At 53.8% G+C, this 20,942-nt stretch carries 20 protein-coding genes; 2 read left to right on the top strand and 18 right to left on the bottom strand.

The features are described from left to right. Positions 1–19: 19 nt before the first annotated feature. The 3 genes from tyrR to QLG09_RS02520 form a co-directional block, all read right to left on the bottom strand. Entirely contained in the window at positions 20–1,561 is a 1,542-nt protein-coding gene (gene tyrR / locus QLG09_RS02530) for a transcriptional regulator TyrR (protein WP_014170325.1), read from the bottom strand. Positions 1,562–1,674: 113 nt separating this feature from the next. Continuing rightward, entirely contained in the window at positions 1,675–2,727 is a 1,053-nt protein-coding gene (locus QLG09_RS02525) for a YcjF family protein (protein ID WP_020882470.1), read from the bottom strand. Further along, entirely contained in the window at positions 2,724–4,121 is a 1,398-nt protein-coding gene (locus QLG09_RS02520) for a YcjX family protein (protein ID WP_049021890.1), read from the bottom strand. The genes QLG09_RS02525 and QLG09_RS02520 overlap by 4 nt, the downstream gene beginning before the upstream one ends. Before the next feature lie 155 nt (positions 4,122–4,276). Between QLG09_RS02520 and QLG09_RS02515 the strand changes: the two genes are divergently transcribed. Then, positions 4,277–5,287 carry a LacI family DNA-binding transcriptional regulator gene (locus tag QLG09_RS02515; protein ID WP_020882468.1) on the top strand — a complete coding sequence of 337 codons (1,011 nt, stop codon included), beginning with the start codon at positions 4,277–4,279 and terminating at the stop codon, positions 5,285–5,287. A gap of 34 nt (positions 5,288–5,321) precedes the next feature. On the opposite strand, the gene QLG09_RS02510 is transcribed toward QLG09_RS02515, so the two are convergent. From QLG09_RS02510 to pspA, 15 genes are all read right to left on the bottom strand, one after another. Continuing rightward, positions 5,322–6,236, bottom strand: a complete 915-nt coding sequence (locus QLG09_RS02510) for an OmpG family monomeric porin (protein WP_025204021.1) — start codon at positions 6,234–6,236, stop codon at positions 5,322–5,324. Between the two features lie 66 nt (positions 6,237–6,302). After that, complete coding sequence (locus QLG09_RS02505; protein WP_049021889.1) at positions 6,303–7,385, bottom strand: ABC transporter ATP-binding protein; 1,083 nt, start codon at positions 7,383–7,385, stop codon at positions 6,303–6,305. A gap of 2 nt (positions 7,386–7,387) precedes the next feature. Next, positions 7,388–8,065 (bottom strand): beta-phosphoglucomutase, encoded by a 678-nt coding sequence (pgmB, locus tag QLG09_RS02500; RefSeq protein ID WP_049021888.1) that lies wholly within the window; start codon positions 8,063–8,065, stop codon positions 7,388–7,390. Beyond that, positions 8,055–10,334 carry a glycoside hydrolase family 65 protein gene (locus tag QLG09_RS02495; protein ID WP_049021885.1) on the bottom strand — a complete coding sequence of 760 codons (2,280 nt, stop codon included), beginning with the start codon at positions 10,332–10,334 and terminating at the stop codon, positions 8,055–8,057. Before QLG09_RS02495 ends, pgmB begins: the two co-directional genes overlap by 11 nt. Then, complete coding sequence (locus QLG09_RS02490) at positions 10,328–11,386, bottom strand: Gfo/Idh/MocA family oxidoreductase (RefSeq protein ID WP_152691328.1); 1,059 nt, start codon at positions 11,384–11,386, stop codon at positions 10,328–10,330. The genes QLG09_RS02495 and QLG09_RS02490 overlap by 7 nt, the downstream gene beginning before the upstream one ends. Positions 11,387–11,397: 11 nt before the next feature. Beyond that, positions 11,398–12,186, bottom strand: a complete 789-nt coding sequence (locus QLG09_RS02485; protein WP_049021884.1) for a sugar phosphate isomerase/epimerase — start codon at positions 12,184–12,186, stop codon at positions 11,398–11,400. A 16-nt stretch (positions 12,187–12,202) separates the two neighbouring features. Further along, positions 12,203–13,255, bottom strand: a complete 1,053-nt coding sequence (locus tag QLG09_RS02480) for a zinc-binding alcohol dehydrogenase (RefSeq protein ID WP_282488718.1) — start codon at positions 13,253–13,255, stop codon at positions 12,203–12,205. Between the two features lie 28 nt (positions 13,256–13,283). Continuing rightward, the gene (locus tag QLG09_RS02475; RefSeq protein WP_025204015.1) at positions 13,284–14,126 is read right to left on the bottom strand and encodes a carbohydrate ABC transporter permease; all 843 of its coding nucleotides are present in this window, start codon (positions 14,124–14,126) and stop codon (positions 13,284–13,286) included. Next, positions 14,113–14,994, bottom strand: a complete 882-nt coding sequence (locus tag QLG09_RS02470; RefSeq protein ID WP_282488717.1) for a sugar ABC transporter permease — start codon at positions 14,992–14,994, stop codon at positions 14,113–14,115. The genes QLG09_RS02475 and QLG09_RS02470 overlap by 14 nt, the downstream gene beginning before the upstream one ends. Positions 14,995–15,016: 22 nt before the next feature. Continuing rightward, complete coding sequence (locus QLG09_RS02465) at positions 15,017–16,309, bottom strand: ABC transporter substrate-binding protein (protein WP_020882458.1); 1,293 nt, start codon at positions 16,307–16,309, stop codon at positions 15,017–15,019. Between the two features lie 15 nt (positions 16,310–16,324). Continuing rightward, positions 16,325–18,022: a sugar phosphorylase gene (locus tag QLG09_RS02460; RefSeq protein ID WP_279594358.1), complete on the bottom strand. Its 1,698-nt coding sequence runs from the start codon at positions 18,020–18,022 to the stop codon at positions 16,325–16,327. A gap of 185 nt (positions 18,023–18,207) precedes the next feature. Beyond that, on the bottom strand, positions 18,208–18,432 hold the full coding sequence (gene pspD / locus QLG09_RS02455) for a phage shock protein PspD (protein WP_014170342.1): 225 nt from the start codon (positions 18,430–18,432) through the stop codon (positions 18,208–18,210). A gap of 12 nt (positions 18,433–18,444) precedes the next feature. After that, complete coding sequence (pspC, locus tag QLG09_RS02450) at positions 18,445–18,804, bottom strand: envelope stress response membrane protein PspC (protein ID WP_014170343.1); 360 nt, start codon at positions 18,802–18,804, stop codon at positions 18,445–18,447. Continuing rightward, the gene (gene pspB, locus QLG09_RS02445; protein WP_025204011.1) at positions 18,804–19,028 is read right to left on the bottom strand and encodes an envelope stress response membrane protein PspB; all 225 of its coding nucleotides are present in this window, start codon (positions 19,026–19,028) and stop codon (positions 18,804–18,806) included. Before pspB ends, pspC begins: the two co-directional genes overlap by 1 nt. 54 nt (positions 19,029–19,082) lie before the next feature. Beyond that, positions 19,083–19,751, bottom strand: a complete 669-nt coding sequence (gene pspA / locus QLG09_RS02440) for a phage shock protein PspA (protein ID WP_014170345.1) — start codon at positions 19,749–19,751, stop codon at positions 19,083–19,085. Between the two features lie 166 nt (positions 19,752–19,917). Here pspA and pspF point away from each other — a divergent pair, with 166 nt between their 5' ends. Then, positions 19,918–20,895, top strand: a complete 978-nt coding sequence (pspF, locus tag QLG09_RS02435; RefSeq protein ID WP_049022538.1) for a phage shock protein operon transcriptional activator — start codon at positions 19,918–19,920, stop codon at positions 20,893–20,895. Positions 20,896–20,942: the final 47 nt, after the last annotated feature.

Below are 20,942 nucleotides of genomic sequence, written 5' to 3'. Positions count from 1 at the left end.
TTACAGAGGCTTTTTACCGTTATTCGTCACCCTTCTTCTGATTCAAACCATACTCTCGCAACTTATTGGCAATCGCCGTGTGTGAAACGCCAAGGCGTTTTGCCAGCTTACGGGTGCTTGGATAGCTACGGTACAGTTGCGTCAGCACGGAGCGCTCAAAACGGCTGGTAATGTCATCCAGCGAACCTTCCATCGCCTCTTCACCTACTGACACCGTCCCGGCATCGTAATCCGGTAACAGAATATCCTGCGGCCGCAGTTCATAACCTTCCAGCTGCGTCAGTGCGCGGTAAACGGCGTTCTTGAGTTGGCGAATGTTGCCCGGCCAGCCGTAGCGCATGAGCACCGTGCCGAGATCGGCTGAAAGCTTCGGACGCGGTACTCCCTGCTCGTCGGCAAAGCGCGCCACAAAGAGTTCGGTCAGCGGCATGATATCCTGCGGGCAATCGCGCAGCGGTGGGATATTCAGGGTCAGGACATTCAGGCGGTAGTAGAGATCCTCGCGGAATACCCCTTTTTGCACCAGTTCGACCAGGTTTTTCTGCGTCGCACAAATCACACGCACATCCACATGAACTTCGTGATCCTCGCCTACACGGCGGAACGTGCCATCATTGAGGAAGCGCAGCAGCTTGGCCTGCATGCGTGGCGACATTTCACCAATCTCGTCCAGCAGCACGGAACCGCCGTTAGCCTGCTCGAAGAACCCTTTTTTACCTTCCGGCGCGTGACCAAATAATTCGCTTTCGACGGCATCTTCCGGAATCGAGGCGCAGTTCAGGGCCAGATACGGTTTTGCCGCTCGCGGGCTGGCCAGGTGCACAGCGTGCGCCAGCAGGTCCTTCCCGGTACCGGTATCGCCGGTAATCAGCAGTGGCGCGGTCAGACTCGCGAGTTTGCGCGCCTGGTCCACCACATGCCGCATTTTCGGGCTGACGGCAATAATCTGGCTGAATGCCCCCACATCCTGGCTGGAGATATTTTGCAGCTGACGGCCCATGCGCACGGTGGAACGCAGCATGATCACGGCGCCGGTCAGAACGCGCGTGTCGGCCTCGCCTTTCAGATAGACCGGCGTTATCTCCATTAAGAAATTCTGTCCGTGGATAACCACATGCTCGCTGTGGGTGTTCTGCGGGTTGCTGTCCAGCCAGCGCTGGAAGTTAAAGCCGGGAATCAACTGTGCTGCATTGTGGTTGCTGAGTTTTTCCTGACTCTGCGCGAACAGCTGACAGCTGGCATGGTTAACACGCTCAACCTTACTTTTTAAATCCAGGGAGAGGAAAGGCTCTGGCATGGCTTCAAGCAATGCGCTCAATGCCAGATGCTCACGCTCCGACGGCATCCAGGGAATGGTGCGTACATCCGTAACGCCAGCGATACGGCGTATTTCTGCCATCAGGCTACTGAACGTATTAAATTCAATTTCGGCAAAATTGAGGTAAATTCGCCCGACAGGATCGATCTCAATGCCACGTAAATCAATGCTACGTAAAACAAGAAGATCGAGTAATTCGCGGGTCAGACCGAGACGGTCTTCACAGAAGACTTCAAGACGCATGGGAAATTCACCGTTTTAAGCCAATAACATTAAAATGATATGTCAGAACACGGTGATCGGGAAGATGGCTGTCAACAAATATTGACAGCCAGCACGATTAATGACCAAACCGGCTACTGAACCGGTTTTTTATTGAGCGTCTCTTTGAGCTGACCGATTAACTCACGTCGGAAATCCCCCAATCGCGGCTTATCGCCATCAATCCACGGCAGTGGACGGCACACTTCCATCGCTTTGATGCCCAGACGGGCGGTCAACAAACCGGCACCAATACCCTGCGCGGCACGGGCAGAGAGACGCGCCGCCAGATCCTGCGACATCCAGTCCATCCCCACTTCCCGCACGAGCTCGCTTGCTCCGGCAAAGGCGATGTTGAGCAATACCAGACGGAACAAGCGAAGGCGGCTGTAGTACCCCAACTCAATGCCGTATAAAGCAGCAATCCGGTTAATCAGACGCAGGTTACGCCAGGCGATAAACGCCATATCCACCAGCGCCAGCGGGCTGACGGCAATCATCAGGGTTGATTCCGCAGCAGAGCGGCTGATTTCGCGCCGCGCCTGGGCATCCAGCACCGGCTGCACCATGTGGGAATACAGCGTCACCACTTCACGATCGTTCTGGGTTTCATGGATAGCGGCATACCAGCGCTGAAGCGCCGGGTGCGACTGGTCAATACCCGCCTGACTGGCCAGCTTTTCACAAAACGCGCGGCCTTTGCCGGTTCCGTGACTGTGGAGCAGATCCCGCGCTTCATCACGCTCATGGGCGCGCTGTCGCAGGCGCCACAGGCGACGCCACTCGGTCGCAACAGACCCGACACCCGCCCCCACAATCAGAGCACCGGCAGCGCAGCCGCCCAACGCGACCCAGTCCTGGGTTTGCCAGGCGTTGACCGCCCACTGGACGCCTTGCCCAACCACGCTAACGCCAAACAATGCCAGCCCGGCAGTCACCATCTTTCGCCACAGGCTGCGTTTTGGGCGTAGCGCGGCTTCCACCACCGCTTCAGCCGGCCCCTCTTCAACAAGCAGCTCTTCGGTCAGCGCCGGGGCAAAATTATCTGCCTGCGGGCCATTAAACGTCTGCGCGGTTTTAAACGCCTCCGGGTGCTCTTGCTCAAGCGTTCCGGTAAAATCAATGCGCGGTTTTAACGGTTCCGTCATCGCAATTTATCTCCAATCAAAAACTCCAGCGCCGCATCCAGACGGATATGCGGTAACGGCTGATCGACCGTCATGGCCTGCGGGCGGAAGGCTTCAAACTGGAAGCCCTGGTTCTGCCAGAAGGCCGGCCCCGGAAGGCGTGCGGGCACTTCGCCCGGATAGACAGTAAGCGGTTCGCCGTCGCTGAGACGATTCCCGCGCAATGCCGGTATTTTCTCGCCATTAAGGTCAATCAACCCACTCTGTGTCGCCTGTACGGAAGCCAGTCCAAGGCAATCCATGCTGATCCCTTCAAACGCGGCATTCTGCCAGGCGTCCTGCACCAGTTGCTGCAGCAGCGACACCATATTGGCATGCTGATCGACCGTCACGTGATCGGCTTTTGTGGCCGCAAACAGCAGCTTGTCGATAACGGGTGAGAAGAGACGGCGAAACAGCGTGCGCTGCCCGTAGTGAAAACTTTGCATTAACTGTGTCAGCGCCAGGCGCATATCGTTGAAGGCCTGCGGCCCGCTGTTCAGCGGTTGCAGACAATCCACCAGCACAATCTGGCGGTCAAAACGTAAAAAGTGGTTTTTATAAAAACCTTTCACCACTTTTTCACAGTAGTAATTGTAACGCTCGCGCAGCATTCCGGCGTTAGTGTGTTTGTCCGCCTGGGCCAGTTTTGACTCCCCGATGCCATCCACGTCCGGCCACGGAAAAAACTGCAGCGCAGGTGCGCCCGCCAAATCTCCCGGCAGAACAAAACGGCCCGGCTGGATGAAATGCAGCCCTTCCTGCTTACACTGATGCAGATACTCCGTCCAGGCCTCGGCAATCGCCGCCAGCCGGTTTTCATCGGCAGGCGCCAGCGGATCCAGGCCTTCGCACAGTTTTCGCCATTTCGTCGACCACTCGGCGCGGTTGCCCTGCAACAGCCCCGTCATCTGCCGTGACCAGCTGAGATAGTCCTGTGCCAGCATAGGTAAATCGAGCAACCACTCACCGGGGTAATCCACAATTTCCAGATACAGGGTGGAGGTATCCTTGAAGTGGCGCATCAGGGATTCATTAGAGCGAAAACGCAGCGCAAGGCGAATTTCACTCACCCCGCGCGTCGGCGTCGGCCAGGTGGGCGGTTCACCATAAAGCTGAGCCAGCCCTTCATCATAGGTAAAACGGGGAATGCCAAAATCGCGCTGAGGCACACGTTTAACCCCCAGCAGGCGCTCTTCCCGCACGGCGCTCAGCAGCGGCAGCCGCGCCCCACTGTGCAGGTTAAGCAGCTGGTTCACCATCGCGGTGATAAACGCCGTCTTGCCGCTGCGGCTCAGCCCCGTCACCGCCAGACGCAGATGACGGTCAACGCCACGGTTCACCAGTGAATTGAGTTCGTTCTTAAGTCGCTTCATCGCCGTCCTTCATTGCCCGGAAGCCTCAAATACATTGCTTCAGAATACAATAAATGGGGGCAGATCGTTGATTATCAATTCTTATTTATTGCTATTGCCGTTTTCTCTCCAGTAAGATGAACGACATTGCTGTTAGTCAGGAGTGAGTAAGGTGTATGTCACCCACCATCTATGATATCGCACGGGTTGCCGGCGTTTCGAAATCAACCGTCTCCCGCGTTCTGAATAAACAAACGAATATTTCTCCTGAAGCGCGTGAAAAAGTGTTGAAGGCGATTGACGAATTAAATTATCAACCCAATAAACTCGCCCGCGCCCTGACCTCTTCTGGCTTCGACGCCATTATGGTTATTTCGACACGCTCGACGAAAACCACCGCCGGCAACCCTTTTTTCTCTGATGTTCTGCATGCCATTACAGCCAAAGCTGAAGAGGAAGGTTTTGACGTTATTTTGCAAACCTCGAAAAGCAGTGAAGACGATCTGTTGAAATGCGAAAGTAAAATAAAACAAAAAATGATTAAAGGGATCATCATGCTGAGCTCACCGGCAAATGAATCCTTTTTCACAACGCTGGATGCTTATGGCGTACCGGTGGTCGTCATCGGGAAAGTCGAAGGTGATTTTCAGAATATTTACTCGGTCGACACGGATAATTTTCACGACAGCGCCACGCTAACAGAAACCTTTATTAAAAATGGCCGACGTAACATTGCCTGTCTGCATGCGCCGCTCAATTATCATGTTTCGATTGATCGTCTTGCCGGTTATAAATCCAGCCTGGAAAAACACGGCATCACCATTAACCCGGCGTGGATCATCGACGGCGGATATACCCATGAAAGCGCGCTTGCCGCGGCCACAGAATTGCTCTCCTCGGCCACGCCACCTGATGCGGTATTTGCCACCGACAGCATGAAGTTACTCAGCCTTTATCGCGCGGCGGATACTCTGGATCTGAGGATTCCTGAGCAGGTTGTGATTGCAGGATACAGTGACCCGATGCTCTCTCTCATTTTAACGCCAGCACCCGGGGGCTTTGATATCCCAACCCGCAAGCTGGGTGAAGAGAGCTGCAATCTTCTTTTCAGGCGTATCGCCGGTCAGCCTGCGCCACAAAAAGTGCTTGTCGATACCCATTTTACGTTAGCGCCCTCTCTTCGTTAAAACCAGGGGCTGAAAGCCCCTGGCATCCGGTCTGTCAGAACGCGTAATTAACGCCAACACCCGCGTAGTGGAAACGGTCGCTGTCGCCTTCGTCATGGTTTTCCCATTCGTAGGCGTATTCCAGCGTCATGGATAATCCATTGTTGAAGTCATACGCGTACAGAAGACCCAGTCGGTTGAAATCGTGTCCTTCACGATCGGGATCGTCCTGCCAGTCCCAGTTCGACCAGCGATCCAGCCCCAGACGGGTATATGGCGTGAGCGTCGTCTGGCCTAATGAAACAGGCAGATACGCGCGAATTTCCTGCGTTGAAAATTCGCCGTTATTACGTGAACTGTCCATATTGAAACCGCGCTCAAGATAATAGTTCACTTTTGCAGAGAAGGTTTCATTAATGGTCCAGGTAAAACCCGTTTCCGTTTCTACACGGCTGTCGGCATAACCGGTTTTTTCCAGGTCATTTGCAAACTGATACATGGCAAACCAGCCACCAAAACGCCAGTCGTCGGACAATTTAATATCCCAGTCCGGCTGAATTTTGTAGCGCTGCATATTTGCGCTACCGTCTTTGGCACCGTGTTCATCTTTAAAGTGATAACCGTAATTACGGAAACCGCCGGTCAACCCGAGTGTAAAATCATCGGTGCCAATAAAGCGATAGCGTAATTCAAATTCCGGACGGTCAAAATAGGTCCCACGGGTCATGCTGCTGTAATCAACCGGTCCTTCCTGATACATTGCCAGCGAAAGGGTCCAGGCATCCCATGTGGCATTAAACCACACAGAGGGTTCATATAATCCATCTTTATCGTCGCCCTGACCTTCGACGTTTTCAATTTCATACATGGCACCGATATTAAATTCCCAATGTTTTGCTGATTCCGTTGCGTGCGCGCAGCTAACCCCTGCGCACAGAACGAGCGCAGCACTTCTTAGTAGAGTACTCATTTAAATGTTCCCTTTATAATTAACTCCAAAAAAACCGGAAATTTGCATTTCCGGCGAACGCCTTTCTTATCTAATAGCCACTTCAGTATCAGCGTCGAAGAAATGACATTTATTCATATCGAACTGGATGCCGATATTATCCCCCGCCGCATAATCATTTACCGCTCCTGCACGAACGACCAGCTCATGCCCGCCCACGGTGGCATAGAGCATGAACTCAGCCCCGGTCAGTTCGGCCACGCTGACTTTTGCCGCAATATCATCCCCACGGTTTTGCAGCGTCAGAATATCTTCCGGCCGGATCCCAAAGACCACGGCTTTACGCTGATATCCGGCGGCATTCACCGCCGCCAGCGTGTCTTCAGGTATCTCCAGACGCAGCGTTTCCGTCACGAAATAGCGATCGTCTATCGCGCCCCGAATAAAATTCATTGCCGGTGATCCGATGAAGCCCGCCACAAACATATTCGCCGGTTCGTTGTAGACCTGCTTAGGTGCCCCCACCTGCTGAATAACGCCATCCTTGAGGATCACAATGCGGGTCGCCATCGTCATCGCTTCCGTCTGATCGTGAGTCACGTAAATCATTGTGGTGTTGAGCTTCTGGTGCAGCTTGCTGATTTCAGCGCGCATTTGCACACGCAGCTTGGCGTCGAGGTTAGAAAGCGGTTCATCCATCAGAAAGACGCCGGCTTCGCGCACAATCGCCCGTCCTAACGCCACGCGCTGACGTTGGCCACCCGACAATGCGCCAGGTTTACGCGTGAGGTAATCACGCAACCCCAGGATTTGTGCCGCCCAGTTCACGCGCTCTTCAATGACCGAGGGGGCAATTTTTTGCATCTTCAGGCCAAACGCCATGTTGTCGTAAACCGTCATATGCGGATAAAGCGCATAGTTCTGGAAAACCATCGCAATGTCGCGGGACTTGGCGGGCACATCGTTCATGCAGACACCGTCAATCACCAGCTCACCGGCTGAGATCTCCTCCAGCCCGGCAATCATGCGAAGCGTCGTCGATTTACCGCACCCCGAGGGACCCACAAAGACGATAAACTCCTTGTCCTCAATTTCGAGGTTAAAATCCTTAACCACATGGACCTGGTTATCGTAGATTTTCTGAATATGTTTCAGAGACAGTTGAGCCATTTTTAATTCCTTATCATTACCGTTCGGCATGCCCAGAAATCCGTCAGGCATTTCCAGGTCAGTTCCTGCGTTGAATGAAGTTGTAATCCCGCATGGTTCAGGCCAGGCCCAATCCCGACCGAGAGCATTCCCGCCGCGTTGATTGCCTCAACGCCGGCTGCAGCATCTTCGATTCCAATAGCCTGCTCGGGGCGCACGTTCAGCCCGGCGCAGGCCGCAAGAAAGATCTCCGGGTCCGGTTTTGAGCGGGCAATGCGCGAGGCATCGGCGCAGAAATCAAAAGCCCTCTCAATGCCCAGCGCCTGCAAAATACCGGGGGCGTTAAGGGACACAGAAGCCAGCCCGATTTTGACGTTCGCCGCACGAATTTCCGCCAGCACCTCGCGGATGCCCGGAAGCAGAGAATCCTGCGTCAACGACGCCAGAGACCCAACGTAGCGCGCGTTCTTTTTATCCGCGAGCGCCTGCCGCTGCTGGTCGTTAAACTCCCCCTCTTTTCCGCCATGGCGCAGGATCCGCTGCAGCGATTCCATACGGCTTATCCCTTTCAGCTTGTCGTTGAACGCCACGTCGAGCGAGATGCCAATTTCCTGCGCCACGGCACGCCAGGCCAGAAAATGCAGATGTGCGGTATCGGTGATCACACCATCAAGATCGAAGACAACGGCCTCAGGCTTCATGACTTTCTCCTGTGGTAGCGGTCCCATAAGTAGATGTAAAAAAATCCCTGAAAGAACAGACCTGCCGATCCGTTATGTACAGGGTTTTACCCCACAGCGTTAAGGTCACCGGTGCAGTGGTTTCAATCGTTAAAACATCATTTTCAAACGTGAAGTGCATGCGCGCGTTTCTCCATCGCAGCGGGAAAGCCAGTTTTCGCCAGTGGGCAGGCAGCTTCGGGGCAAGATGCAATTCCCCCTGGACGATCTGCATGCCAGCAAATCCCTGAATAACGCCGGACCAGATAGCCCCGGTGGCGGCAGCATGAATCCCGTCATCGCAGCTGTGCGGATCGTCGCCCAGATCGATGGCGACACCCTCGCGCCAGAAGGCGTAGGCCCTTTCCGTATCGCCACACCGGGCAGCAACAATTCCATGGATCGCTTTGCTCAGCGAAGAGTCGTGTATGGTACGCGGCTCGTAGTACGCCAGGTTGGCAGCACACTGCTGCGGGGTAAACCGTTCCGGCAGCAGGTAGTTGAGCATCACTACATCGGCCTGTTTAAGGATCTGCATCTCGTTCACTTCCGCGCGGGAGTAATCGAGCAGAATGGTCTGTTTACCCGCTTTCGCCTTATAGCGGCTCAGATCGATAGCCGGTTTCGCCATGAAGGTGTCATCCTGAGGAAGGACCCCTTCTGCGTTGGCTTGCGGTAACCACAAACGGGACATAAACCGGCTGGCATTCTCCATGAAGCCGGCATCTTCACGATTGAACATCGCCATAAACTGGCGCGCACAGGCGACATTGTGCCAGGCCAGATAGTTGGTGTAGGCATTGTTATTGACGTGCTCCGTGTACTCATCCGGCCCGATCACATCGTGGATTTCCAGGCGACCATTGACTTCCGTCGCCCGCCCCATCCAGAACGTTGCCGTCTCTATCAGTAGCGTCAGCCCTTCGTTACGCATAAAAGCGTCATCATGTGTCGCCTGCCAGTAGGCCACGACAGCCCAGGCAATGTCCGCCACAATGTGATGTTCTGCCAGCGCAGAGGCCACTTTCTGGCGCGTGCCCGTGCGGATGTTGATTGCCGCATATTCCGGCGTTTCCTCCTGACCGCTCGCGGCACTCTCCCAGGGGAAAAGTGCGCCAGGCCAGCCGTTGCGACGCGCTTTTTCACGAGCCCCGGCCAGGTTGAGCCAGCGATAACGCAGCAGACTGCGGGCGACCTGCGGACGCGTAAAGAGATGGAAAGGCAGCAGGAAAATTTCGGTATCCCAGAACACGTGGCCTTTATACCCTTCGCCGGTCAATCCTTTCGCGGCGATACTGCAGCGCTCATTGTCGGCAGGCGTCATAGCGGTCAGATGCCAGACGGTATAATCCAGCGCGAGCTGATCCTGCGTTTCCGCAGACGTTACCGCTACCCGCGCATCTCGCCAGACGTCTTCCCAGGCGCAGGCAGAGCTCTCCAGCAACGATGCGTAGCCTCGCGCTGCGCACACCTTGAGTTCGGCCAGTGCGTTACGCGCAAACGACGCCTGCGAAAGGGCTTTGTCACTGCGGTGGGCGACCCAGACGATCTTTTCAAGCGTGACAGTGTCACCCTGCGAAACGTTCAGGGCGTAATGCGCACTGATGCGACGATTTTTAGCGGTAAAGCAGCTTTCGCTACCCGCTGAAAGCCGGCAGAACGCGGATATAACGACATCAGAAACCCGGTCCTGCGTTTCATACACGCCCTGCATACAGTTCTGGTCGAATACCCGGACTGAAATCTCATCCAGATGCTGCCTGCCGGTGTTGGTTTGCGTCGCATCGATTCCGGTTTTTAACACCACCTGCGAGGGTCCATCAAGGGGAGTGATGGCGAGTTGCATTGCCACTAACGGCAGCTGAGCGAGAGAAACGAAACGACGGCTCTCCAGGCGATAGCGTTTCCCGTCGGGCGAGCGCCAGAGCACGCTGCGACGCAGTTCACCATTGGCAAACGCCAGCTCGCGCTGCCACTCAAGAAGCGCCCCGGAAAGCAGGGTAAAATTCACACCATCCAGTTCAACCTCAATACCGGTAATATCCGGCAGGTTGATTAACTCCGTGGTCTCATTGCGACCTGCGCGATGATAAAGCCCGGCGAGATACATGCCCCTGGTTTGCTGGGTGTAATCCTCTTCGTGTGCCGCGCGAATGCCCATGTAGCCATTGCCGCAAGCCATGATGGAGGCGTATTTATTCAGACTGTGGGGAGAGAAGCCCGGTTCGGTTAAAACAGACACATTCAGCATAACGTCACGCTTTCCCCTGTATCCGCCGATTCATAAAGCGCGGCAACAAGTTGCTGGATAACCAGCCCCTGTTCCGCATCTGCGATCATAACCGGCTCTCCCAGCACATGGCGTACAAACGCCTCCATGCTGCGCAGGTGACGCTGGTCGTCTGCCTCATCACGCTGCATGAGGGTCTGTAAAACGCCCGCCTCATCGTGGTAAATGTGTGCCGGGAAGAGCGTGGCCCCCGCCTTTTCCCCACAGAATGAAACATTCATGATCGACTGCTCGCGGATATTCAACGCAAACGACGTATCCAGGCGCAGAACGCCGCCATTGCAGAATTCAATTGTGCCAAACAAAGCATCTTCAACGGTAAACCGGGCGGGATCCCACTCGCCAAACTGTCCACTGTTTTTACGGTTCCCCAGCTTCTGGAAGCTGTGGGCGGTCACCCTTTTTACCGCCGGGAAACCCAGCACATACATCGCGGCATCCAGCATATGAATACCGATATCGATCAGCGGTCCGCCACCCTGTAGCGATTTGTTCGTAAAGACGCCCCAGCCCGGCACGCCGCAACGACGCAGCGCCTGCGCCGACGTAAAGTAGATCTCACCTAACGCCCCATTTGTGACAGCGTCACGAAGCAGCTGCGTGTCGAGCGCATACCGATGGTGAAAATCATACGCCAGTACTTTTCCCGCTTTACGGGCCGCCATGCGCATCTGGTCAGCCTGTTGCGGCGTCATGGCAGGCGGTTTTTCGCACATCACATGACATCCGGCCTCCAGTGCCGCCATGACATGTTCAAAATGGAACCGGTTTGGGGAGCAGACGCTGACCACATCAGGTTTTACCGCCTGCAGCATTTCAGATGCATTCTGCCAGACCGAAGGAATTGCATGACGTTCCGCAAACGCCTGTGCCTGTTCAAGGCCGCTGTCCATGACAGCGACCATTTGAACATCACTGCGAGTGGCGTAATACGAGGCATGCACTTTGTCCGCGACCTGCCCGGCGCCAATAATGGCGACGCGCAGAAGCGAAGGTGTTGAAGCACTCATCACGCTCGTCATCCTTAGCATTCACGCAGATACGTGAGTGAATCCTGGTAAGCCTGGGCCGGATCGACGGCGCGGACACGGCACTCATACACCACGTAGCCTTGATAGTTGTCCGCACGAAGCTGCCCGAACAACGTGGCAAAATCCAGCGTCCCGCTGCCAGGCTGATAGCGATGGTTATCGGCGATATGCACATGACCCAGCAGATCCCGGTTGCGATGCAGCGCCTCTGTTAGCGAATCTTCTTCGATATTCATGTGGTAAAAGTCGCCGATGATCTGCACATGCCTGAGCGCGTTCTCTTCGATATAGCGACGCGCATCCGAGAGCGTGTTGATCATGTGATCCTGGTAGCGGTTGAGCGGCTCAAGGTAAACGGTGGTCCCGGTACGCGCCGCCACCTCATCCAGATAACGCAGCGAAGCACTCACCGCTTCGCAGTCACCTGCCAGGCTACGTGGAGAGGTCATCGGCGGCAAACGGAAGGTAAACATTCCCCAGGCGGCGGGCACAATAATCCCTTTTCCACCCACTTCAGCCAGCGCTTCCAGGATGCGTTCGATCTGTTTTAATCCGTTCAGACGACGTTCTTCAATGAAGTCACCAATCCAGCCGTCATATCCCCCGCAGGCGGTGGTCACCGGCAGGCCCGTGGCGGTGATTGCGGCTTTCACTTCATCGAGATTGTCCACCAGCAGTTTGCCGTCAATTTCATAGCCATCAAAACCCATCGCTTTGATGTACTGGAATTTCTCCAGAATAGAAGTCGGGAAAAAGGCCTGGTTTTGCGTTGCGATTTTCATTGATGCTCTCCTTAGCTTAAAAAGTGACGCCCATCTTGATGCTCAGTTCCGGATGCTGATCGACATACTTCATGTAGCTCTCAGCGCTGGTGGTAAAGGTGACAACCGGGTCAATCAGATCTTCGCAGTTCATATAACCGTTCATCAGCAGTTCCCAGCAGGTCTCTTCAATACGCTTTCGGCTCCAGCGCGGGTAATCCGGGTTGGGTTCGCTGCAGGCGCGCGAGAAAACGATTTTCGCGTTATTGAAGTGGGCTTCACGCCCCAGATTGAACCCTTCTGCGAACGGTTTCGCGAAAGCCACGTAGGCGATCGTTCCACCGTAGGCGAGCCCGCGCAGCGCAGACTGCAATGCATCGGCAAAACCGCTGGTTTCGATAATCACGTCAGCGCCCTGCTTTCCGGTCAGTTTTTTAATCTCCAGACCGACATCGGTGCCAAACGGATTGAGGCAGTAATCGGCCCCGTGACGGCGGGCAATTTCGCAGCGATGTTCGATAGGATCGACACCGATCACGATGGATGCACCGGCTTTTTTCGCCAGCTGAATCGCAATCTGCCCAATGGCACCCAGTCCGACCACAACGACAAAATCCCCTACCCGCACGTTAGCATCACGCACGCCGCTCATGGCGAACTGCGCAGGGTCGTAACAGACGGCATTTTTCCAGGAAGACCCTTGCGGCATTTTGCGCAGCTTGTAGTTATTAACGGCATTCACGATGACCGTCTCCTGCAGCGGCCCATAGCAACAGACACGGTCACCCGTCTGGTACTCCGTCACGTCATCGCCGCATTCGATAATGTCGCCAACAATCATGTTGCCCAGCTGGAACTTACCAAACTCAATGCCCCGTGCCGCGCCCTCTTCACGCGGGGTAAACATCTGCCACTCCGCGTTAAACTCCTCATCAATGAAGGGACTTGCCGCCCGGAAATCTACCACTTCGGTGCCGTGTTTTGGCGCACCGAAGCGCGCACGAATTTTCACTTCATGGACGGCAACAGGACGATCTTCATATTCCACCAGCGCCGCTACACGAGGCGCTGTCGCAACTAACTTTTTCATGACTGACTCCTAGTTAAAACTGGCCGCCTCAGCCCTTAACGCCACCGGCGGTCAAACCACTTTTGATAAAACGTTCAGACAGTGCGTACATGATGACCACCGGAAGCGCTGTCACCAGCGATGCCGCCATCATCCGACCCCAGATATAATCTGGCGTGCTAAAGAGCGTGTTCAGCCCAACCGGCAAGGTGAAATTGCTGGCGCTGGACAGGAAAATGGATGCAAACAGGTAGTCGTTCCATGCCACCATGAAGCAGTAGACGAACACCGACACGAGGCCGGAAATCGCCAGCGGAACGGTAATGCGGAAGATAATTTGCAGGCGGTTAAGCCCGTCCATCATCGCGGCTTCTTCTATTTCATCCGGAATGGTGTCGAAATAGCTGCGCAGCATAAAGACGGCTGTCGGCAGCGTCTGGGTCACCATGGTGATAATCAGCGCCAGCTCCGTGTCATAGATCCCCAGCGCGGTGATGATTTTGAACAGCGGCACCACCAGCAAAATCCCCGAGAACATATAGACGGTGTAAAAACTCGCATTGATTGTCGTGCGTCCTTTAAAACGCAGTTTGGATAACGCGTAAGCCCCCAGCGTGCCGAGAAAAACGGCAATTACCGACGAGGTCAGCGAGACCACCATGCTGTTTCTGAAGTAATCCACAAACGGGAAAATCAGCGGATTAAAGATGTCGATGTAATGCTGCAGCGTCCACGCCTGCGGCAGGATGGTCGGATGGAGCGATATCGCCTCTTTCGCGCTCTTAAGCGAGGTCATTAACATCACAAAGAACGGGAACAGCGTGATGATCAGAAACACCGCCAGCCCCAGATAAAAACCGAGACGGCCCAGTACGCGTTTATTTGTTGCCATTGAGGTTTACCCTTTTTCTGGTCAGCAGAATGACGGCGAAGATGATCACGAACAGCACCACGGAGATGGCAGCGGCTTTCCCGAGGTCATTGAAGGCAAATGCGGTCTTGTAGAGATAGACGCCCAAAATATCGACCTTGGTGGTCAGGAGATAAACATCAGCGAACATATAGAACATCCAGATGGTTCGCAGTGTAATCACCGTGGCCAGCACCGGCATAATGGCGGGCAGTGTGACGATACGAAAACGCTGCCAGGCATTTGCCCCATCCATTTCCGCGGCTTCGTACAGCGATTTATCAATGGTCTGCATTATCGCGAGGAACGAGATAAACGCGTAGGGGAAGTAACGCCAGATGGCGAACAGCACCACCAGTACAAAACTGCTGCCCGGGTTGTCGAACCACAGCGGCGCCTGGTCATACAGGTGCAACAGATCGACACCCAGATAGTTCACAATGCCGTAGCCGTTGTTGAACATGTATTTCCATGCAAACACCAGCGAGATGGATGGTGTGACGTAGGACAAAATCACCAGTGAACGCGCCGTTTTCCGCAGGCGAAATTCCCGGTTAAAAAAGAGGGCAACGGCCAGCCCCAGAGCCGTGCTGCCCATCACCACCAGGGCGGTGTACCAGAACGTCATCCACAGGGAGTGCCAGAATGCGCCATCGCTGAGGATACGAACATAGTTATCCAGCCCGACAAACACGGCGCTAATGTGCGGGTTAAGCGGCAAACGTAAAAAGCTGATTTCAATATTGGAAATCATCGGCCAGGCCACCAGGCCCCCCAGCAAAATCAGGCTGGGGGCCAACAGCAGCATGGCGAAAGGCATATCTGAACGACCAGAAAACAACGTCTTCATAATTTCCTTCCGCAGAGCGCTCCTATCGTTGTGAAATCAGGTCAGTCAGTCGCTTTTGGCTGTTGCTTAACGTTGCAGTGAGATCCTGTTGACCTACTGTGACGTTATGCACCATGGAACTGATGATGCCGGACCCCGTTACATCACCCATGCGGGTAAAGTTTTTGTCGCCCACGGCGCCAAATACCTGCACATTCGGGAACTGGGCGATAAGCTCATAAGGAAGTTGACCAAACGCTTTAATGACCTCGTTGTCTTTCCAGGAGTCCGTGCCGACAACCAGTTTGTTCACCGGTAGCGCGGCCCCCGGGGACATCATCACCCAGTCAGACGCGTTCTGTGCCTGCTCCATCCAGGTGACAAACTTCTGTGCAGCCTGGGTTTCATCTTCTGTTTGACCGGAGGTGATCGTCAGCGATGTGACCATGCCGTAGACCGCTGAAGACGTTTCAGTCGGAACGACAAAGCCCAGGTTGGCTGGGTTGCCGTCTTTATAGACCGCCGGCAGGATATAGGTGGAATACACCGCCATCGGCGCCGAACCATTCATAAAGGCATCTTTAATCTCCATGACATCGTTCGAGCCCGGCATGGTGGTCGCGGCCAGTGCTTTATAGAACGCCAGCGCGTTCACCATTTCCGGGGTATCAATGTTGATTTTCCCGTTGGCGTCAAAAACGTTCGCGCCACCGGAAAGCGCAAACTGAGAAAACGCCTGCTCGGTCATCACGCTTTCCGCCGTGGGTAGCGCAATGCCATAGCGTTTTTTAGCCGGATCGTTGAGGCGTTGGCTGGCTTTCAGCAACTGTTCCCAGTTATGCGGTTCCTCAATACCCGCCGCAGCAAGCACATCTTTGTGATACCAGACGCCGGACAGCCAGGCGCTGATTGGCACCCCCGTCCAGGCTGAGCCGTCTTCCGTGCGAACGACACGTAAGATTCCGTCATAGAAGGTGTTTTCGCCCACCGCTTTGATGGCGGCGTTGATCGCATCCCGGTCCAGCAGCTGCTCTTTATCCATGACTTTTGCGTAGTCATGGCTGACCTCAATGACCTCGGGCAGCGCACCGGTGCGGGCCAACGTAATCACTTTGGTGTTGTAGGCATCCTCTTCTACCGGTACCTGTTTCACCGTAATCGTCGGGTTCTCTTTCTCGAATTTTTCAATCAGTTTTGTAATTACCGCCTGACGCTCCTGTTCAACTGAGGAGTGCATAAACTCAATGGTGACAGCAGAGGGTTTGTCATCCTTACAGCCTGACAACAAGGCGCACGAAACCAGTGCTGATATCAGCACAATTTTGGGCATATTCATGTTTAAGGTCCTTTTTTAGTTTTCTTTAACCCACAACACCTGCCATGGATTAAGGGTCAGAGTCGTACCAGTAATATCTTTCCCGGCGATCAATTCCCTGCCGGATGGAATATTCGACTCAAGCGTTTGAACGCGATCGCTGAAATTAAATAACGCGGTAACTTTTTCGCCACTTTGCGCAATACGCATTATTTTTAATACATGCTCGCCTGCCGTACTAAAACAAGCCTGACTGTCAGGATGGAATGCTTTTTCTGCACGCCTTAGGGCGATTAATTCACGCAATCTATAATAGACTTTCTGCCGCAGGCTATTTTCGTTCTCAAGCTCACTGTCGATTTCACCGGCGAGATATTTTTTGCGGTTAATCGCACGATTATATCCCAGGCGCTCCACGCCCTCATAATCATTACGCGAGCCAAGAATACTTTGAATATAGACGGCAGGCACGCCGGGGAAACTCAGGAGTACAGCATGAGCCAGAATAAACCGGGCAATACGGTGATTGTCATCGCAGTCCCTTGTGCTTAACGCATCAAGATAAGTGACATTGATTTCATACGGGCTTCGCGTTCCATCCGGATTGTTTTTCCAGTTGACCAGCGCCCCCTCGGCCTGAAGTTTCTCTACCAGCGAGAGGATCTCAGACTCGGGTAAAATTCCGCGTAACGGATTGAGGCCAATCCCGTCATGCGAGGCCAAAAAGTTAAACCAGGTGGTTTTCGTGGAAGGAAGCGTCAACGACGACGCCCACTGACACAGCGCCCGGACATCCTGACGGTGTAGCGCATGCAGCACAAGCGGCGGCAAGGAGAACTGATACACCATCTGCGCTTCATTGTTGCCGTCACCAAAGTAGGCAACGTTGTCTTTATGCGGGACATTGGTCTCAGTGATTATCACCGTACCCGGCGCGACAGCCTCGGTAATGGCACGGAAAAGCTGGATAAGCTGATGGGTTTGTTCCAGATGGATACAGCTCGTTCCGGGTATCTTCCACATAAACCCAACGGCATCCAAACGAATGTAGCGCGCCCCTTCAGTCAGGTAGTGCAGCAGCACGTCTACCATCGCAATCAGAACCTGAGGAGAGGCAAAATTGAGATCGACCTGGTCGCTGCTGAAGGTGGTCCACAGGTGGCGTACGCTGCCATCGTGAAGCGTAAACGGCGTGAGGAGGGGCAAAGCACGCGGTCGCGTGACGGCCGACAGATCCGTTTCAGGGTCAACAGAAATGAAGAAATCGTTATACCCCGGCATTTGCTTAAGGTAATTCGCGAACCATTGACTTTGCGCCGACATGTGATTGCAGACGAAATCAAACATCAAACTGGCTGATTGTTTTAATTCGGCGATGTCCTGCCACGTTCCTGTTTCTGGTGCAACTTCGTGGTAATCAATAACAGAAAAACCGTCGTCAGAAGACCACGGGTAAAAAGGTAAAAGATGAACATGTGAAAAGGAGTGAGAGAGCCACTTATTATAAAACCGTGTGAAAACCGGCAGGGCTTTCTCCCCTTCTGCCGAAAACTGATCGGCATACGTAATCAGGACAACATCTTTTTCATCCCACCCCACCTTACGCTTATCTGTAATAACAGAAATCGCGTTATCAATCTTTTCCAGCAACACCGAAAAATGGGTATCGGAAAATGATTCCCCGTAAACAAGATTAATGATTTCTTTAATTTTAGCCTGCATTTTATTTTCCATGGTAGCGGTCCCACGGAACGCAATCTACTCCCATGAAAAATATCTGTCAACGGACCGGGACGCAGAAAAACGCAATTGCAAAGCAGCTCAACGCAGTATTGTGAGCTGCCGCAAAGAAAGAAAGGGAAAGCGAAGAAGTATCGCTAGCCTGCCCCGAAAACGAGAAAGGCTAACGTACGCAGGAATTATTGGGGAAAGTAGCGGCGTGAAAGCCGTTTTGCCACTTTTTGCAGCAGAGGTTCGAGCGCCACAGCCAGCAACATTCTTACCGGCTTGCGGGCAACAGATTTTATCGCCCAACCCGCCACACCTGCCGGGCCGAAACGTAATGCCGTCAGCAGGACCAGTTTACCTGCGATTTTCAGGCCGGGTTTTACCTTCTGACCGGCCTGTTGCCAGTTTTGCTTCATGTATATTCTCTCTTAAAGCTGACGAAAACGGCTTCTCAGCGTGAAGGTGTCAGACGTGACATAGCGCTCCATCTCACGTAACCGCTTCTCCCCAGCGGCGAGTTGATCGTCAACCGCGTTGAGAAGATCGTTGCTGGTCGGTGCGCCTTCTGCGGCCAGTTCACCTTCCGGCATCGGGTCGAGTACAAACGACAGCACGATGTACGCCACCAGGGTGATAAACGCCAGACCGAAGAAGATCGACAGCACCGTTACCACGCGAACCAGTTTTACCGGGACATCAAGATAATGGGCCAGTCCCGCACAGACGCCGCGTACCATTCCCTGCTGCGGAATGCGCCACAATTTTTTGTTCAGATTCAGTCCGGCCATTAACGGTCCCTCCAGTTTGGATGTTCTGCATCGAGGATATCTTCCAGCGCCTGAATGCGTTCGCGCATTTTATTCGCCTGTTCGGTCAGCTGTACGAGACGCTGTTGTTCACTCTGGGAAAGTTCACCACGTGAAGAACGGTTGCTGTAGTGCAGCCATAACCAAATCGGCAGAACAAACAGCACGAAAATGGTCAGGGGAATAGCCAGAAAAAGCGCGCTCATGTGTACTCCTTGTCTTACGATGCGTGGCGGCACACTCAGGTGCCGCACAAATTATTATTGGTTGTCTTGCTTCATTTTGGCTTTCAGCGCAGCAAGTTGCTCGCTGATTTCATCGTCCGCTTTCAGGTCAGCGAACTGCTGATCCAGTGACTTTTGTTTACCAATGCTGTGACTTTCCGCTTCCGCTTCCATATGGTCGATACGGCGTTCAAACGACTCAAAACGTGCCATTGCTTCATCCAGCTTACCGCTATCCAACTGGCGACGTACATCGCGGGATGAGCTTGCCGCCTGGTGGCGCAATGCCAGCGCCTGCTGACGCGCACGCGTTTCGTTCAGTTTATTCTCAAGCTCACCAATCTCTTTCTTCATACGCGAAAGGGTATCATCGACCAGTGTGACTTCATGCTCGAGCGTCGCGACCATGTCTGCCAGCTTCTGTTTTTCAATCAGCGCGGCGCGGGCCAGGTCTTCTTTATCTTTACGCAGCGCAAGTTCTGCTTTTTCCTGCCATTCGTTAAGCTGAGCGGTCGCCTGCTCAATGCGGCGCGTTAACTGTTTTTTCTCAGCCAGCGCACGGGCGGAGGTAGAACGCACTTCAACCAGCGTATCTTCCATTTCCTGAATCATCAGGCGCACCAGCTTCTGCGGATCTTCCGCTTTCTCAAGCAGTGAGTTGATATTGGCGTTCACGATGTCGGCGAAACGAGAAAAAATACCCATAATGTGATCCTCATAGTTCTGTTATCGGGCGATGCCCTGCTACATAGCTAATACAAATACCGTGCCAAGTTTTTATCTTGTTGATTTTACTTGATGTGGTTGATTTCCAGGCATCGGCACACTATGCTCACCTGGTGAATATCACTAAGGAGTGGTTAATTTCATCATGGCTGGATACAAAGACAATTTACTCGGCGAAGCCAACAGTTTTCTGGAAGTCCTCGAACAGGTCTCCCGTCTCGCGCCGCTCAACAAGCCAGTGCTTATTATCGGTGAGCGCGGCACGGGTAAGGAACTGATTGCTAACCGTCTACATTATTTATCCGGACGCTGGGATGGCCCCTTCATTTCGCTTAACTGCGCGGCGTTGAATGAAAATCTGCTCGACACGGAGCTTTTCGGTCATGAAGCCGGTGCTTTTACCGGTGCCCAAAAACGCCATCCGGGTCGTTTTGAACGCGCCGACGGCGGCACGCTGTTTCTTGATGAACTGGCCACCGCGCCCATGCTGGTACAGGAAAAGCTGCTGCGCGTGATTGAATATGGCGAGCTGGAGCGTGTCGGCGGTAGCCAGCCGTTGCAGGTCAACGTGCGTCTGGTGTGCGCGACCAATGCCAACCTCCCGCAAATGGTGGCAGAGGATAAATTCCGTGCCGACCTGCTCGACCGGCTGGCCTTTGACGTCGTTCAGCTCCCGCCGCTGCGCGAGCGAAGAAGCGACATCATGCTGCTGGCAGAGCAGTTTGCGATTCAGATGTGTCGCGAGCTCGGCCTGCCGCTTTTTCCGGGGTTCAGCGAGTATGCAAAGGAGACACTCCTCGCTTACCACTGGCCGGGAAATATCCGTGAGTTAAAAAACGTCGTGGAGCGTTCTGTCTATCGCCACGGCAGCAGTGAGACCGAGCTGGATAACATTATTCTTGATCCTTTTCAGCGTAGCCCGCAGCCAGCTTCCGCCCCGCCCATGTCCGGGGCTTCCCCTGCACTTCCCCTGGATTTGCGGCAGTTCCAGCATGAACAGGAACAACAGCTGCTTGAGCAGAGCCTGAAGGTGGCGAAATATAACCAGAAACGGGCGGCTGAACTCCTGGGTCTGACCTACCATCAATTAAGGGCATTGCTCAAAAAGCATCAAATGCGCTGACAATATCAGCACTTACCCGCAGACATTTTTACGAAGCAGGCGTAAGT

It is taken from the genome of Enterobacter sp. V89_11 (assembly GCF_029967775.1).
GTDB lineage: Bacteria > Pseudomonadota > Gammaproteobacteria > Enterobacterales > Enterobacteriaceae > Enterobacter > Enterobacter ludwigii.
The sequence above is the reverse complement of the archived record's forward strand: the minus strand, read 5'-3'. Positions and strand labels throughout refer to the sequence as shown.

Coding starts and splice junctions, on each gene's coding strand:
- QLG09_RS02470 (WP_282488717.1), bottom strand. CDS start 14,994: ATGAAGACGTTGTTTTCTGGTCGTTCAGATATGCCTTTCGCCATGCTG.
- QLG09_RS02480 (WP_282488718.1), bottom strand. CDS start 13,255: ATGAAAAAGTTAGTTGCGACAGCGCCTCGTGTAGCGGCGCTGGTGGAA.
- pgmB (WP_049021888.1), bottom strand. CDS start 8,065: ATGAAGCCTGAGGCCGTTGTCTTCGATCTTGATGGTGTGATCACCGAT.
- QLG09_RS02510 (WP_025204021.1), bottom strand. CDS start 6,236: ATGAGTACTCTACTAAGAAGTGCTGCGCTCGTTCTGTGCGCAGGGGTT.
- tyrR (WP_014170325.1), bottom strand. CDS start 1,561: ATGCGTCTTGAAGTCTTCTGTGAAGACCGTCTCGGTCTGACCCGCGAA.
- QLG09_RS02495 (WP_049021885.1), bottom strand. CDS start 10,334: ATGCTGAATGTGTCTGTTTTAACCGAACCGGGCTTCTCTCCCCACAGT.
- pspD (WP_014170342.1), bottom strand. CDS start 18,432: ATGAAGCAAAACTGGCAACAGGCCGGTCAGAAGGTAAAACCCGGCCTG.
- pspB (WP_025204011.1), bottom strand. CDS start 19,028: ATGAGCGCGCTTTTTCTGGCTATTCCCCTGACCATTTTCGTGCTGTTT.
- QLG09_RS02460 (WP_279594358.1), bottom strand. CDS start 18,022: ATGGAAAATAAAATGCAGGCTAAAATTAAAGAAATCATTAATCTTGTT.
- QLG09_RS02505 (WP_049021889.1), bottom strand. CDS start 7,385: ATGGCTCAACTGTCTCTGAAACATATTCAGAAAATCTACGATAACCAG.
- QLG09_RS02475 (WP_025204015.1), bottom strand. CDS start 14,126: ATGGCAACAAATAAACGCGTACTGGGCCGTCTCGGTTTTTATCTGGGG.
- QLG09_RS02515 (WP_020882468.1), top strand. CDS start 4,277: ATGTCACCCACCATCTATGATATCGCACGGGTTGCCGGCGTTTCGAAA.
- QLG09_RS02485 (WP_049021884.1), bottom strand. CDS start 12,186: ATGAAAATCGCAACGCAAAACCAGGCCTTTTTCCCGACTTCTATTCTG.
- pspF (WP_049022538.1), top strand. CDS start 19,918: ATGGCTGGATACAAAGACAATTTACTCGGCGAAGCCAACAGTTTTCTG.
- pspA (WP_014170345.1), bottom strand. CDS start 19,751: ATGGGTATTTTTTCTCGTTTCGCCGACATCGTGAACGCCAATATCAAC.
- QLG09_RS02525 (WP_020882470.1), bottom strand. CDS start 2,727: ATGACGGAACCGTTAAAACCGCGCATTGATTTTACCGGAACGCTTGAG.
- QLG09_RS02520 (WP_049021890.1), bottom strand. CDS start 4,121: ATGAAGCGACTTAAGAACGAACTCAATTCACTGGTGAACCGTGGCGTT.
- pspC (WP_014170343.1), bottom strand. CDS start 18,804: ATGGCCGGACTGAATCTGAACAAAAAATTGTGGCGCATTCCGCAGCAG.
- QLG09_RS02465 (WP_020882458.1), bottom strand. CDS start 16,309: ATGAATATGCCCAAAATTGTGCTGATATCAGCACTGGTTTCGTGCGCC.